At 62.9% G+C, this 13,344-nt stretch carries 13 protein-coding genes; 10 read left to right on the plus strand and 3 right to left on the minus strand.

Annotated features, from left to right (window positions below):
* Nucleotides 1-9 precede the first annotated feature (9 nt).
* From OG225_RS12640 to OG225_RS12660, 5 genes are all read left to right on the plus strand, one after another.
* Nucleotides 10-1,218 carry an MCE family protein gene (locus tag OG225_RS12640; RefSeq protein WP_405181841.1) on the plus strand — a complete coding sequence of 403 codons (1,209 nt, stop codon included), beginning with the start codon at nucleotides 10-12 and terminating at the stop codon, nucleotides 1,216-1,218.
* Nucleotides 1,215-2,369, plus strand: coding sequence for an MCE family protein (locus OG225_RS12645; protein WP_405181842.1), 1,155 nt, complete (start codon nucleotides 1,215-1,217; stop codon nucleotides 2,367-2,369). Before OG225_RS12640 ends, OG225_RS12645 begins: the two co-directional genes overlap by 4 nt.
* 2 nt (nucleotides 2,370-2,371) lie before the next feature.
* Nucleotides 2,372-3,829 (plus strand): MCE family protein, encoded by a 1,458-nt coding sequence (locus OG225_RS12650; RefSeq protein ID WP_405183252.1) that lies wholly within the window; start codon nucleotides 2,372-2,374, stop codon nucleotides 3,827-3,829.
* Between the two features lie 503 nt (nucleotides 3,830-4,332).
* Entirely contained in the window at nucleotides 4,333-4,788 is a 456-nt protein-coding gene (locus OG225_RS12655) for a hypothetical protein (RefSeq protein ID WP_254189846.1), read from the plus strand.
* Nucleotides 4,789-4,814: 26 nt separating this feature from the next.
* Nucleotides 4,815-5,411, plus strand: coding sequence for a twin-arginine translocation pathway signal (locus OG225_RS12660; protein WP_405183253.1), 597 nt, complete (start codon nucleotides 4,815-4,817; stop codon nucleotides 5,409-5,411).
* 738 nt (nucleotides 5,412-6,149) lie between these two features.
* On the opposite strand, the gene OG225_RS12665 is transcribed toward OG225_RS12660, so the two are convergent.
* On the minus strand, nucleotides 6,150-6,941 hold the full coding sequence (locus OG225_RS12665; RefSeq protein ID WP_405181843.1) for a DeoR/GlpR family DNA-binding transcription regulator: 792 nt from the start codon (nucleotides 6,939-6,941) through the stop codon (nucleotides 6,150-6,152).
* Nucleotides 6,942-7,091: 150 nt separating this feature from the next.
* Between OG225_RS12665 and OG225_RS12670 the strand changes: the two genes are divergently transcribed.
* From OG225_RS12670 to OG225_RS12680, 3 genes are all read left to right on the plus strand, one after another.
* Nucleotides 7,092-7,262, plus strand: coding sequence for a hypothetical protein (locus OG225_RS12670; protein WP_405181844.1), 171 nt, complete (start codon nucleotides 7,092-7,094; stop codon nucleotides 7,260-7,262).
* Between the two features lie 35 nt (nucleotides 7,263-7,297).
* Nucleotides 7,298-7,432, plus strand: a complete 135-nt coding sequence (locus OG225_RS12675) for a hypothetical protein (protein ID WP_405183254.1) — start codon at nucleotides 7,298-7,300, stop codon at nucleotides 7,430-7,432.
* Nucleotides 7,433-8,095: 663 nt separating this feature from the next.
* The gene (locus OG225_RS12680; protein ID WP_405181845.1) at nucleotides 8,096-8,713 is read left to right on the plus strand and encodes a TetR/AcrR family transcriptional regulator; all 618 of its coding nucleotides are present in this window, start codon (nucleotides 8,096-8,098) and stop codon (nucleotides 8,711-8,713) included.
* 94 nt (nucleotides 8,714-8,807) lie between these two features.
* On the opposite strand, the gene OG225_RS12685 is transcribed toward OG225_RS12680, so the two are convergent.
* Complete coding sequence (locus OG225_RS12685) at nucleotides 8,808-9,230, minus strand: hypothetical protein (RefSeq protein ID WP_405181846.1); 423 nt, start codon at nucleotides 9,228-9,230, stop codon at nucleotides 8,808-8,810.
* A gap of 17 nt (nucleotides 9,231-9,247) precedes the next feature.
* The gene (locus OG225_RS12690) at nucleotides 9,248-9,721 is read right to left on the minus strand and encodes a MaoC family dehydratase N-terminal domain-containing protein (protein WP_405183255.1); all 474 of its coding nucleotides are present in this window, start codon (nucleotides 9,719-9,721) and stop codon (nucleotides 9,248-9,250) included.
* A 1,125-nt stretch (nucleotides 9,722-10,846) separates the two neighbouring features.
* Between OG225_RS12690 and OG225_RS12695 the strand changes: the two genes are divergently transcribed.
* Entirely contained in the window at nucleotides 10,847-11,716 is an 870-nt protein-coding gene (locus OG225_RS12695; RefSeq protein WP_405181847.1) for a mycofactocin-coupled SDR family oxidoreductase, read from the plus strand.
* Nucleotides 11,717-11,831: 115 nt separating this feature from the next.
* A complete protein-coding gene (locus OG225_RS12700; RefSeq protein ID WP_216911087.1) occupies nucleotides 11,832-13,196 on the plus strand; it encodes a cytochrome P450 in 1,365 nt (454 codons plus the stop codon).
* The last annotated feature ends 148 nt before the right edge of the window (nucleotides 13,197-13,344 follow it).

Below are 13,344 nucleotides of genomic sequence, written 5' to 3' on the forward strand. Positions count from 1 at the left end.
ATCGCAGCGGTGCTGGTGGTGACCGCGGTTGCCGCGGGGACCGTGGTCGGCTGGAACGCCGTCTTCGGTCCGTACACCATCCGCGCGGTCTTCGCCTCCGCCACCGCCATCTACGACGGTGACGACGTCAGAGTGGCGGGTGTGCGAGTCGGTTCCATCGCCGCCATCGAACCACGCGGTGCGACAACGGAAATCACTCTCGAAGTAGATCGGGACATTCGGATACCGGCCGATGCCAAGGCGGTGATCGTGGCACAGAGCCTGGTCGACTCCCGCTACGTACAGTTGACGCCGTCCTATCGCTCGACCGGGCCGACCTTGAACGACGGTGCTGTGATCCCGCTGGAGCGAACGGCGGTGCCCGTCGAATGGGATGAGGTCAAGACCCAGCTGACGCGCCTGGCCACCGAGTTGGGGCCGGATAGCACTCTGGTCTCCAGTTCGGCGGGCAGGGTCGTCGAGAGTGCCGCGAACGCGCTCGAGGGCAACGGCGACAAACTGCGCCAGACCTTGGCTCAGTTGTCCGGAGTCGGGCGGATATTGGCCGACGGCAGCGGCGATCTGGTCGAAACCATCCGAAATCTCCAACAGTTCGTGACCACATTGCGTGACAGCAAAGAGCAGATCGTCCAATTCCAGAACCGTCTTGCCACATTGACCAGCGTCCTCAACGAGAGCAGATCCGATCTCGATGCCGCTCTGACGAATCTGTCTGTCGCGGTCGGCGAAGTTCAGCGGTTCGTCGCCGCGAACAGAGACAAGGTGAGTGAGCAGGTCCAGCGGCTGGCGAACGTCACCCAGAACCTGGTGGACCATCGCAAGGACCTGGAACAGGTGCTGCACATTTTCCCGACCAGTATCGCGAATTTCTACAACATCTATCGGCCGGATACCGGCACCGAGGCGGGCGCGTTCGCATTGAACCAGTTCACGAATCCGGTGCAATTCGTGTGTTCGGCCATCGCGGCGGTCGGCAACGCCACCGCGGAGGAAGGCGCTCGCAAATGCCGGGAGTATCTGGGACCGGTTCTCGGACTGATGAGCTTCAACTACCTGCCCTTTCCCCTCGATCCGATCACGGGCCCGGCGGCGCCGCCGGAGAACCTGATCTACACCGAATCCCGTCTCATTCCACCGGCCGTGAACACCCACGGCGTGACGCCCCCGACACCGCAGAGCCTGCTCGACATCTTGTTCCCCGGAAGGCGCCCAGCATGAGCGGCAAGCGATCGAGCATGTCGTGGCGTCGCAGTACCTTCCTCCTCAGCCTCTGCGCGACGATGAGCGCGGCGGGATGCGGCTGGCAGGGCGTCGAGTCGTTGCCGTTGCCGGGAGCCGATGGCCGCGACGGTGACGCGACGACGGTCACCGTCGAGATGGCCAATGTCGGTACGCTCGTATCGAACTCGCCGGTATTGGTCGACGATGTCGTGGTCGGCAGCGTCGCGGCGATCAGAGTGGCGGGATGGCACGCCGAGGTCGACGTCTCGATCCGCGGCGACGCCCCGGTCCCCGCAAATGTCGTGGCGACGGTCGGACAGACCAGTCTGCTCGGCTCCAGCCACCTCGCGCTGAACACCCCGGCCGGGGCCGCCCCGGCCGGCCGACTCGAATCCGGGGCGCGGATCCCGCTCAACGACTCCTTCACCTACCCCTCCACAGAGCAGACCCTGGCCTCGCTGTCGGTAGTGGTCAACGGCGGCGGGCTGGGACAACTCGGCGACATCATCGCCAATCTGAACGACGCGTTCGACGGTCGGCAAGAGCAAGTCGCCACGCTGATCACCCGGCTCGACACCTTCATCGGCACCCTGGACGCGCAACGCGATCGCGTCATCGGCTCGCTTCGAGCGCTGGACCAACTATCTGCCATCTTCGCTGACCAGCGCGATGTCACGACCGACGCACTCCGACGTTTGCCGTCGGCGTTGGATGTCCTTCTGCAACAACGGCCGAATCTCACCGCCGCGCTGGACCGGTTGCGAGCATTCAGCGATACCGCCACCTCGGCCGTGGACGAGGTCAAGGACGACCTGCTGACCAATCTGCGCAACCTGGAGCCGACGCTGAAGGCCGTGGCCGACGTCGGGCCCAAACTCGACATGGCCCTCGCCTACGCCACGACGTTTCCCTACGACCAGAAGACGATCGACCGAGCCGTGCAGGGCGACTACATCAACCTGTTCGCCACAGTCGACCTGACAGTGCCGCGAATGCGGCGGGAAATACTGCTCGGCACGCCGTGGGCAGATCCCACCGCGGTCGTGCAGGCGGCGATCGGTGATCCGGGCTACGCACGCCAGACCCGCAACCCGCTCGGCGTCGGGATCGAACCGTCGCCTTCCCCACCGGTCAACGGAGGTCGCTGATGCTGCTGTCTCGCTTCGTACGATTCCAGTTGGTCATCTTCTCGGTTCTGTCGGTGATCGGGCTCGTGACCATGGCCACCGTCTATATGCACCTGCCGAGGCTGGTCGGAGTCGGAACGATCAGTGTCTACGTCGATCTGCCCGCCAGCGGCGGGTTGTATCGGTTCGGCAACGTCACCTACGGCGGCGTCGAGGTAGGCAAGGTCACCGCTGTCGAACTGACCGACGACGGTGTCCGCGCGAGACTCGAGATCGACGACTCCCGTCAGATCCCCGCTGATCTGGAAGCCCGGGTGCGCAGCGTATCCGCGGTCGGCGAGCAATATGTCGACCTTCGACCTCGCACCGACAAACCACCCTATCTGCGAGACGGCTCGATCATCGCGGCGACCGACACGTCGATACCCCAGCCGGTCGGCCCCATGCTGGACAAACTCAGCGCCATGATCGGCACCATCCCGAAGGACAAACTGCACGAAGTTCTTGATGAGATGTTCAAGGGTGTCAACGGCGCGGGCTATGACCTGAACTCCTTGATGTCATCGGCCGAGACTCTGGCGGCACGGCTCGACGAGGTCGGCGACACCTCCAGGATCTTGTTCGAGGACTCGCAACCGCTGCTGGATTCGCAGGTGCGAACCCTCGACGCCATCCAGGTCTGGACACGCAGCCTGGCTGGTGTCACCGGGCAGATCGTGGCCGACGATCCCCAGGTACGCAGCCTGTTGCAGACCGGGCCCGGCTTCGCCCAGCAGACCTCGCGGCTGTTGGAATCGGTGGAACTGACATTGCCCGTTCTTCTTGCGAACCTCACCACGGTCGGTCAATTGGCGGTGACCTACAACGCGGGTCTCGAGCAGCTACTGGTGTTGTTGCCACCCGGAATCTCCATAATCCAAGCCGTTCAGCCCATCAACAACGCCTCCGGACTCGGTCTCGGCGACTTCAGGCTCGGCGGCATCTCGAACCCGCCGGCTTGTACTGTCGGGTTCCTGCCACCGACGGCGTGGCGCTCGCCCGCCGACACCACGACCATAGACACACCCGACGACCTGTACTGCAAACTGCCCCAGGATTCGCAGATCGCGGTCCGCGGCTCACGCAATATCCCTTGCCAGAACAATCCGGGCAAAAGAGCGGCGACGGCGGAATTATGCAATAGCGAAGAACAATTCGTACCTCTGGCCACCGAGCAACCGCTGATCGGACCGTACCCCGCCGATCCGGGCCTCGAAAGCCAGGGAGTGCCCTCGGATTCCCGCCCGTTCCCGAATCCCGACGGCGGCGCACCAGTGGCGCCCGCTGCCACCGGACCGGCTGTCGGCTCCACCCCGACGATCGGCACCGCCCGATACGACCCGCAGACCGGCAGCTACCTGGGGTCGGACGGCAGGCTCTACCAGCAGGGTGACCTCGCGACGCCTGCGGGCAAGCCGTGGACGGACATGCTGCCGCACTGACAGGACACGAATGATTCGGCCGGCGCGGCTATTCCGACTCCGCCCACCACATCTGCACGCGATCGATATCCTCCGAGGAACCGGACAGAATGAAACATCCCGAAAGTAGTGACGAAGTCGCTACCGCAAGCGATTGCGACCAGACATCCGAACCATCGGCCCGGCGGCTGCAACTGGAAGTGGAAGAAGCCGAGGCAGAGGTCGCCGCAGCCGAAGCGGCTTCCGAAGCGGCTCGCGCCCGTGTCAAGGCGGCCCGACTGCGGCGACAAGCCGATGCGCGCGCGGCCGTGCCGTCCCCGGCCGTGGATACTCCCCGGTCTGTCGACGCTCGAACGGTCCCGCCCACGAACGCTTCTGATGCCGCCGAAGTCGTCGACGGCGGACCCTCCGCGGGTTCGACGTCCAACGACCTCGATCCCGATGATATCTCGCACGCTGGTCGCCGGTCATCCGGTCGGCGCGGCTTCGCGGCGCGCCGACCGGGCCGCAGAGAGGTAGCGGTAGTGGCCGTCGTCGCTATCGCGGGAGCCTTCGCCCTCACCGGTTACACTGTCTGGCGCCATCACGACGTAGCCGACAAGGACAGGCAAACCGCGGAGTTTCTGGCCGCCGCTCGCCAAGGCGTGGTCGCGCTCACCTCGCTCGACTTCAACAATGCCGATCGAGATGTCCAACGCGTGCTCGACAACTCGACAGGGACCTTCCGCCAGGACTTCCAGAATCGCGCACAGGATTTCACCACCGTTGTTCGGCAATCGCAGGTGAGCACACAGGGCACGGTGAACGAGGCGGCGGTGGAGTCGATGACCGGCGACTCGGCCGTCGTCCTCGTGGCCGCAAGCTCCCAGGTCACCAATTCTGCCGGAGCACAACAGGAACCGCGTACCTGGCGTCTGAGTGTGACGGTGGCGCGGGACGGAGACCGTATCAAGATGTCGAAAGTCGAGTTCGTAGCGTGAACACCTCTACCGTCGAAGACCACGCGGTGCAGCATGCCGACAACGAAAAAAGCCCGGTCGCCGTAAAATCCGATAGTCCGAAATCCCCGCCTACCCGGAGTCGCGCGGCGCGCGAGATCGTGCGGACGACCCGCTTCGTGCGTCGTGAACTGAGGATGGCGATCCTGGTGGCAGTGCTGATCGCCGCCACGGTATCGGCGGCATCGGTGTGGTTCACGCAGTATCGGCAGGACAGTCGGGTCGACGAGACGGCCGCGCGGTCCGCCGTCGATGCGGCTGCCACCGGCACGGTCGCTCTGCTGTCCTATGCACCCGATACCATCGACCGTGACTTCGCCTCCGCCAAAACGTATTTGACGGGCGATTTCCTCGCCTATTACAGCCAGTTCACCCAGCAGATCGTCGCACCCGCGGCCAAGGAGAAGTCCGTCAAGACGACTGCGGTCGTCGTACGCTCGGCGGTCCGTGAGTTGCGGCCGGACTCGGCCGTCGTCTTGGTATTCATCAACCAGACGACGACGAGCGCCGACAAACCCGACCCGGCGATGACCGCGAGCAGTGTGCGGGTCACGTTGACGCGCCTCGACGACCAGTGGCGGATCTCGTCGTTCGAACCTGTCTGATGCTCGACGAGCTCGTTTCGGGCGTTCGCGTAGTGGTGTTGGAATGTTGCAACAGTAGTAGTTGTATTCCGTCCGCCAGTGAGAGTGTCGCGGCGACAGGAACGGATGCCGAGCAACAGTGGTGCAGTGACGCATACGGCCATTTCGATGGTGGTGTAGGGGGTGCTTCATGAGCCCGTTGAGCCCGTTGAGCCCGTTGAGCCCGTTGAGGCCGTGGAAGCGGGTGACGCTGTGGTGCACAACGTGAATCGCCACAGAAGCCCGTCTTATGGCTGGCGTAGTGAGCCGAAGTGATGCCGCGGTCAGGATTCGCGATCAGTGCCTGGAATGAAAGTCCATTTCATCGACGCCGATGCCGGACTCGATCGACGGGTGGCGGGTGGTACCGGCGCCGGTTGCCGCGGATCGGCAGCCGCGGTGGAATGCCCGGCGATCTCCGCGAATCCCAGGGCCAGGGTTGATCCCGCGATTGGTCGTACTGGCGTTCAGGCTACTTTGCCTACGCCGATCGTACGGTCGGGCCGGTGTCAGTGCACCGAAACAGGTGCGGTCCGCGCGCTGACGTGTTCGGGAGCGTAGCCCGTGAAAATGATATTTTCAGTCCGCCGACGGGTTACTACGCGGGGGACATTCCGCGGCTCCGAGGTGGTGCGGCGGGTGCCACAGATCGTCCGGAGTACCTGCCCTGATCGGGGAGCGGAAATCGACGTTCGCAAGAGCCGCCGCGAGCCCGAAGTATCAGTGCTCTCGCGTCGCCGGTGGCGGCGTGGCGTGTGGTGATACGCGGATCAGTCGCTCGCCGAATCTGTCGGTGAGTGTCGTGTCGAGTTCGTCGTCGGTGATTATGTGGTCGACTTCCTCGGTTCCGGCGATTCTGGCGAGTGCGCGGCGGCCGAGTTTGGAGCTGTCGGCGACGACGATGGTGGCGGCCGCGGCGGTGATCATGGCGCGTTTGAGCGGGACTTCGAGGGTGTTCATATTGGTGATTCCGGCCACGGGGTCGATAGCGTCGGCGCCCAGGAACGCCCAGTTCGCGGTGTAGTCGCCGAGGAAGGCGATGGCGTGTTCGCCGACGAGGGTGAACACCGAGCCCAGGAGTTCGCCGCCGGTGACCAGCAGCCGGGTCTCGGGCAGCCCCGCTACATATTTGGCGATGCGCAAGTCGTTGGTGATCACGGTCAGCCCGGTCCGGCGGCGCAGTGCCACCGCGATCTCGTAGGTGGTCGAGCCGCTGTCGAGGATGACGGTGTCGCCGTCGCCGATGAAGTCGACCGCGGTCTTCGCGATCGCGGATTTCGCGTCCAGCCGTTCGTTCTCCTTCATGGCGTAGGGCAGTTTCGCGGTGACTCCGGGGGTCGCACGGGCGCCACCGTGGGTGCGTTGTGCCTGGCCGGAACGCGCGAGTGCGTCGAGGTCGCGTCGGATGGTCGAGGTGTCGACGCCCATCTCGTCGGCGAGGGTCTTCGCTTCCACGTAGCCGTCGGTGATGAGGCGGTGCAGTATCTCGCGGCGGCGAGTGCTGGCGAGCAACGGCATCCTCCGGTGGGTTCTGGGCCGACTTTCCCGAATCGTACGTCGAACGCGCGAAATAGTGACAGTTGACGCCACACCTGTGCATGATTGCGTGCAATCGACACCTGTATTCGTGTGCTGACTGCGCGAGGAGCCGTAGGGAATTCCGTGAGCGATCCGCTGAAGCAGTTGTCCGATGAGGGTGGAATCGAGCTGCGCGATTTCGCGCAGCTCGGATTCTCTGCCGCCGAGGTGGCTCGGTCGCTGACCGCGCGGGATGTGCGGGCGGCGTGCGATGTCAGGCGGCTGGTGTTGCGCAGGGCTGGATCTGGGAAGTGAACTCGTTCGACCGATGGGGCGTCGAGCTCGGGAAAGTGCTCGCCACAAAGAATTTCGCGGAGATCGACTCGGAAGACGATCTCACACACGATAGTGCGACCAATGCGTTGATTCGGCGATACCGACGTGCGCGCAGCACCGTCGGCCACCGGCCGAAAGCAGGACGATGAAGCCGCTCGACCGCGTCCTGGTATCCGATCCTTCCTGCCGTGCCGTCGTCGGGACGGGCACGCGCTGTACGCGATGTCCTGGCCGCGTGGTCGAACGCGTCACCCTATCGAGGGCGCGAGGCTGCCGCATCCAGCACGACAGCCCCCGCAGTCCTCGATTATTCGCATTCTCGCCGTCGCTCTCGACGAGGTCGGACTCTGACGAACCCTCACCTTTGTCCGCCGCCGGGACGAGATGACCGAATTGACGGTTCTTCCATTCGCTGATCGGGCGGACGTCGCCTGCCCGATGCGGTCCGATCACCCAGGCGTCGCGGGTCGGAAATCTGAGATGCGGGACTTGCCGACCATGATGGTCGGTATTACTCTCTGGGTAGTCGAAGTGACGCCGATCACGTGACCGAGGAGTGTGTTTGTGACTGTGCGTGAGATGACCAGCGGACCGGTGGGAACCCTGTCGGCCGAGATACCAGCGGAACCGACTCACGTGTTCTGTGATGTCACGAACACCCGCAGTCTCGAGGAGGCACTACTGCGATTGAGTGGGGGAGCCGGCATGCTGCTCCATCTCGTGGGTGTTCCCGGTGCGAGTTCGCCGGATCCGATTCCGCTCGCTCTGAACCAGCCTCGCCGTGTGTCAATGGATGACGAAGCAGCGGGCAGTTGACCGCGGCGACCCTCCGGCCGGGTCGTCCCAGGGACGCCGATGTCGACCGCCGGATCATCGAATCCGCACGCAGTGTCTACGGAGAACGGGGCTGGTCAGGATTCAACTTCCGGGCCGTAGCGTTGCACGCCGGAGTCAGCAAAGACGCACTCTATCGACGTTTCGAATCCCGTGCCGCGCTCCTGCTCGCCGCCCTTACGGTGCCGGTCGCCAGGATCGACTTCGAACAGTATCCCGATCTCAGGGAGCGGTTGATAACCCTTGCGAAAGATACGCTGGCCTGGTGGTCCGAACCGGACGGCATCATCACCTTCCGACTCGTTGTCGACTCGGCGTCGATTCCTGAGATTCGCGACATCTACTATCACAACGTTCTGAAGCCGCACAGGGCGTATCTGCGGGACTGGATCCAATCGGTCATCACGCGTGGAAGACTCACCGAGATCCGGGACCCCACCGCGTTCATCGATGCGTTGATGGGCGGGATGATGATGCGGTTGGTGACGACCCTGCCGGAGCTTCGCGGTCAGATGGCAACCGAGTCGGACACGTACGTGCGTGATCTTGTCGACCTTCTACTGGCCGGCGCAGACTATTCCGAGGTCGACGCATGAGCCGCTGTGTTCGCACTGCGATGTCGGTGGCGTCGCCTTCGCTGTGACAGCCTCTCGAGTCGGCAGGCTCGGAGAGCACGGTTCGCGTGTCGGCTCAGTCGTAGAGGAGAACCGTCGCGGTGCCGGGAGCAAGTCTGTTGCCGTCCTGGTCCTTGATCCAGACATCCAGATCTACCTCGCGGCCACCCTCGGCGGTCCGGACCGCCGTGACGGTGGCGCTGGCGACGGCGGTGACGCTCTTCGTCGCCGGTTGCCGGAATTGGCAGCTCAGCCTCAGGATTCGTCCTCTGCCGTTCATCCACTGCCGTAGTAGGCAATGCAGGTACGACCACAGCAGATTGCCCATGCCGAACGCGGATTCGAAGCCCGCGGCTCGTCCCGCTTCGTCGTCCATATGGATGTCCACGAACTCGTAGTTGACCGCCGCGTAGCGGTTCCAGGTAGCCAGGCCCGATTGGCGGACGAATTCGGGCAGCCTTTGTCCCGGTGCTATCTGCGACAGAGCGTTGTCGGTCAAGAAACAGTCCCTCGTGTTCAGTATCGGATCAGCGTTTTCCGCATGCTTTTGACCACGAGCCCGTTCTGGTTGGTCCAGACCACTGCAAAGGTCGTGAACAGCATCAGTCCGAGTCGGCCTGTCCGTTCAGAGAATGCCGCGATGTTCGTGGTAGATGTAATGACATCGCCTACGCGCATCGGCACGCCATATGTCACTTCCAATCCGCCATTGACCTGGTGCTTCAGCTCGGGCGCCCGTATGCCGAAGTCGACGAACGGCTGGTTTGGGTCTTGCTCGGCATCGGTGTCGGAGGGGCCCTCCTTCGACATCCAGGCGAAGGGGTTGAAATCTTCCGGCACTGCGAGACCGTCGCGTTCGAGATGGTCGTCCCAGAACTGGGCCGGCGGTGGTTCGGGGTAATAGACCGCCATGGCCCACCTCCGGATGTCTGATGCCGAGATCGGGAAACTCACCGATCGTCCGTATTCGCGGCCGACTATCCCGCGCATCTCGGGCGTTATGTGCGTTGTGGTCACGCAGACCTCGCTTGACGTGGGACTACCGGACGAATCGCCTCATCCATGGAAAATGAACCATCATTCAGATTGCTATATATACCATACCCATATCTGGTCATAGGTTCATGTTGATGTGTCTCGAATGGAACCATGTATCGACGTGGGGCTCGGGGGCGGCGGATGCGAAGCGACTCGACATCCAACAGTCGCGGGCTCCGTGTCGAGTCGAGCGAAGGGTGTGGCGCTGCGGCGCGCGGGTCGCCCACGCCTCGATGGGGTCGCCCACCCTCAACTCTATGAATTATGGTTCATTTCATTGACTGTCTTGTGTGTTGAATCGAATAGCGATACCGTAAAGGTGATGCAGATCTCAAGACTGGGTTTGGGGTTGTGCGGTAGTCGGTAAGGGAGTTCGAGATGCTGTGCACGTCGATGAGCGGGGTGTGGGTGGTCGAGGCCGCTCAGATCACGTGTGTGCCCGTGCCCGGCGCGGCACTCGCCGACCGGGGGCCGATGTGATCAACGTGGGCCACACGGTGCGTGGCGCGGCCCAGCATGGCCTACGCAAGCTCGTGACGGAGGCCAACGGCGGGTTCGAACCGATCATCGAGCATCCCCACCGCAGCATCCGCAGCATGACCAACTCGGAAAAGCATCCGAAGCCATCGCGGAGGCGCCCGCCCTGCAGACCTTCGCCTTTTGGACGCGGCGATTTCGAAACCCCTGGCCGCACACCCGCAAAGTGTTCGAGGCGTCGCTGGTCGACGTACTCGACGACGAGGCGCGGCTGATTGTGGACGGCAATGCGCGCCGGCTCTTCGATTTCCCGCGCGCCAACTGAGTCCCGAACGCGGGCCGACTCGTCGGAGTCGGACCCCGTCGCCGCACTGCATCTCCACCCGAGTGTTCACCACCATCACAGAGAGGGGCGCGCGATGTCCGTCGGATTCGTCGGGGCAGGGCGTACGGGCTCGCCGATGGTCCGTCGGTTCGCCGCTGGCGGTGAGTCGGTGGGTGTGCTCACCGGATCCGAGACGACCTGACAGTTCTTGGAGTTGAAGACCATCGCTTACCCGCATGTCGTGGGTTGACAGTATCGATCGGAAGGATTTCGTAATGGGTCAGGGAAGAGTTGAGGGCAAGGTTGCCTTCATTACGGGTGCGGCTCGTGGGCAGGGTCGTAGTCATGCGGTGCGGTTGGCGGAGGAGGGCGCCGATATTATCGCGGTCGATCTGTGTCGTGATATCGAGTCCAATACGTATGCGTTGTCGCGTCCGGAGGATCTGGAGGAGACGGCGCGTTTGGTGGAGAAGACCGGTCGGCGGATCGTGACTTTTCAGGCGGATGTGCGTCAGGGTTCGGAGTTGAAGGAGGCGTTGAAGTCGGGGGTGGCCGAGTTGGGGGGTCGTTTGGATGTGGTGGTGGCGCAGGCGGGTATCGCGCCGATGCTTTCGCCGGATCATGTTCAGGCGTGGATCGATGTGGTGGATGTGAATTTGATCGGTGTGTTGAACGCGGTGCATGCGGCTCTGCCTTATCTGAAGGAGGGTGGGTCGGTGATCGCGACGGGTTCGGCGGCGGCGTTCATGCCCAACGAGCAGGTCGCCAATCCTGGTTCGGATCCGGGTGGTTCGGGTTATATTGTTGCCAAGCAGGGGCTTTCGGCGTATATGCACGAGTTGGCGCGGGCGTTGTCGCCGAAGTCGATTCGGGCCAATGTGGTGCATCCGACCAATGTGGATACCGCGATGTTGCAGTCGGATGCGATGTATCGTTCGTTCCGTCCGGATCTGGAGAATCCGACCCGGGAGGACGCGGTGGTGGCTTTCCCGGTGCAGCAGGCGATGCCGATTCCGTGGGTGGATGCGGTCGATATCAGTAATGCCGTGGTGTATCTGGCGTCGGACGAGTCTCGTTATGTGACCGGTTTGCAGTTGCGTGTCGATGGTGGCTCGTATCTCAAGTCACACGCCTACCACCCGTAGCTGCTGGCTTACCGAAGGCGCGGTTCCGGCAGACCAGATCGAGACCATCTGCCAGGCAATCCTGTCGTGCCCCGAGCGCGCAATTATCGAACTGTGATCGACCGAGGAATCATCTATGACTGAAAACAACGTTCCGAGCGCGCTGGGGACCAAAGGTTGCCCCATCGTTTTCGAGCGTCACAGCAAGGGTTTTCGTGACTCGGTAGACGAGCGGACCAAAGAATTGCACAGCAAGTGCCCGATCGCATGGTCGGACTCCTACGGCGGCTACTGGGTGGCCAACGATATGCCGCAGGTCTTCGAGGTCGCCCGCCAGCCCGGCCTCCTGTCGAGTGACTACGACGCGAAGGGAGAGCGGAAGGGCTATCAGGGAATTCAGATTCCAGGCCAGCCCGGCACGAGGGGGCGAAGTGGATTCATCGAGATGGATCCGCCGGAACAGCAGGACTTTCGCAAACAGTTGAACCCGCATCTGTCCCCTGCCGCGGTCGCGCGTTGGGTGCCCGTGATCGATGAACTCACCCGGGCGTGCCTCGATGAGGTCATCGAATCGGGCCGGATCGATTTTATCGACGACCTCGCCAATATCGTGCCTGCCGTGCTGACGATGGGTCTGCTCGGGATGCCTCTGGCGGACTGGGACGTCTACTGCGAGCCCGTTCACGCGTCGGTGTATACGGATCCGACATCGCCGGAGATCTTCGATGTGGTCAGGCGCCTCGCCGAGTCCGACAAACATCTGAGCAGTTGGATCGAGAAGATTCGAGAGGAACCGCGACCGGGACTGATCCATGCGCTGAACACGCTCTCGATCGACGGTGAAGAGATGGTTCCCCACGCGGATGTTCTGGGATCGTGCAAGCTGCTGATCGGTGGCGGATTCGATACGACCACGGCGTTGACCGCTCATTCACTGGAGTGGCTCTCGCAACATCCCGACCAACGCGAGGAACTGCGCCGCAACCTGGATACGATGCTGGATTCGGCGACCGAGGAGTTCTTGCGTTTCTACACTCCCGCGCAGGGTGACGGTCGGACGGTCGCGATGGACGCCGTGATCGACGGTGTCGAATTGAAGGAAGGCGATCGGCTCTGGTTGTCGTGGTCCATGGCGAACCGGAATCCGGATATCTTCCCGAATCCCGACGAGATCGACCTCGACCGCACAGGTAACCGCCATGCGAGTTTCGGTCTCGGTGTACACCGGTGCATCGGGTCGAATCTCGCACGAAATCTGTTCAAGCGGATGCTGACCCAAGTGCTCGACCGTATACCGGACTTCGTCTGCGACGAAGCGGGCGCGATTCATTATCCGTCGATCGGCTTCATCAACGGTATGCAGAAGCTGCCCGCGACCTTCACTCCTGGCAAGCGAATGGGCGATGGCCTGGAAGCGACGATCGCACGCCTACAGGTCATCGTCGACGAGCAGCGCCTTGCCGAACCTGTCACGAAGAACAAAGCCACAGCGAAGATCTGAAGCCATCGGTGCCTCCGCTAGCAGATATCGAAGAAGGGTTCGTTGGTAGTGTCGCGCGCTTCCGAGCCCTTGACCAACACTCGGATTCTCGGCCTCGACCGAGTGTGGGATGGCGCCGCGATGAGTTTGTCGCCGCGGTCGTCGGTAA

It is taken from the genome of Nocardia sp. NBC_01377 (genome assembly GCF_045040005.1).
Taxonomy (GTDB): domain Bacteria; phylum Actinomycetota; class Actinomycetes; order Mycobacteriales; family Mycobacteriaceae; genus Nocardia; species Nocardia noduli.

Coding starts and splice junctions, on each gene's coding strand:
- OG225_RS12645 (WP_405181842.1), top strand. CDS start 1,215: ATGAGCGGCAAGCGATCGAGCATGTCGTGGCGTCGCAGTACCTTCCTC.
- OG225_RS12690 (WP_405183255.1), bottom strand. CDS start 9,721: ATGCGCGGGATAGTCGGCCGCGAATACGGACGATCGGTGAGTTTCCCG.
- OG225_RS12695 (WP_405181847.1), top strand. CDS start 10,847: ATGGGTCAGGGAAGAGTTGAGGGCAAGGTTGCCTTCATTACGGGTGCG.
- OG225_RS12700 (WP_216911087.1), top strand. CDS start 11,832: ATGACTGAAAACAACGTTCCGAGCGCGCTGGGGACCAAAGGTTGCCCC.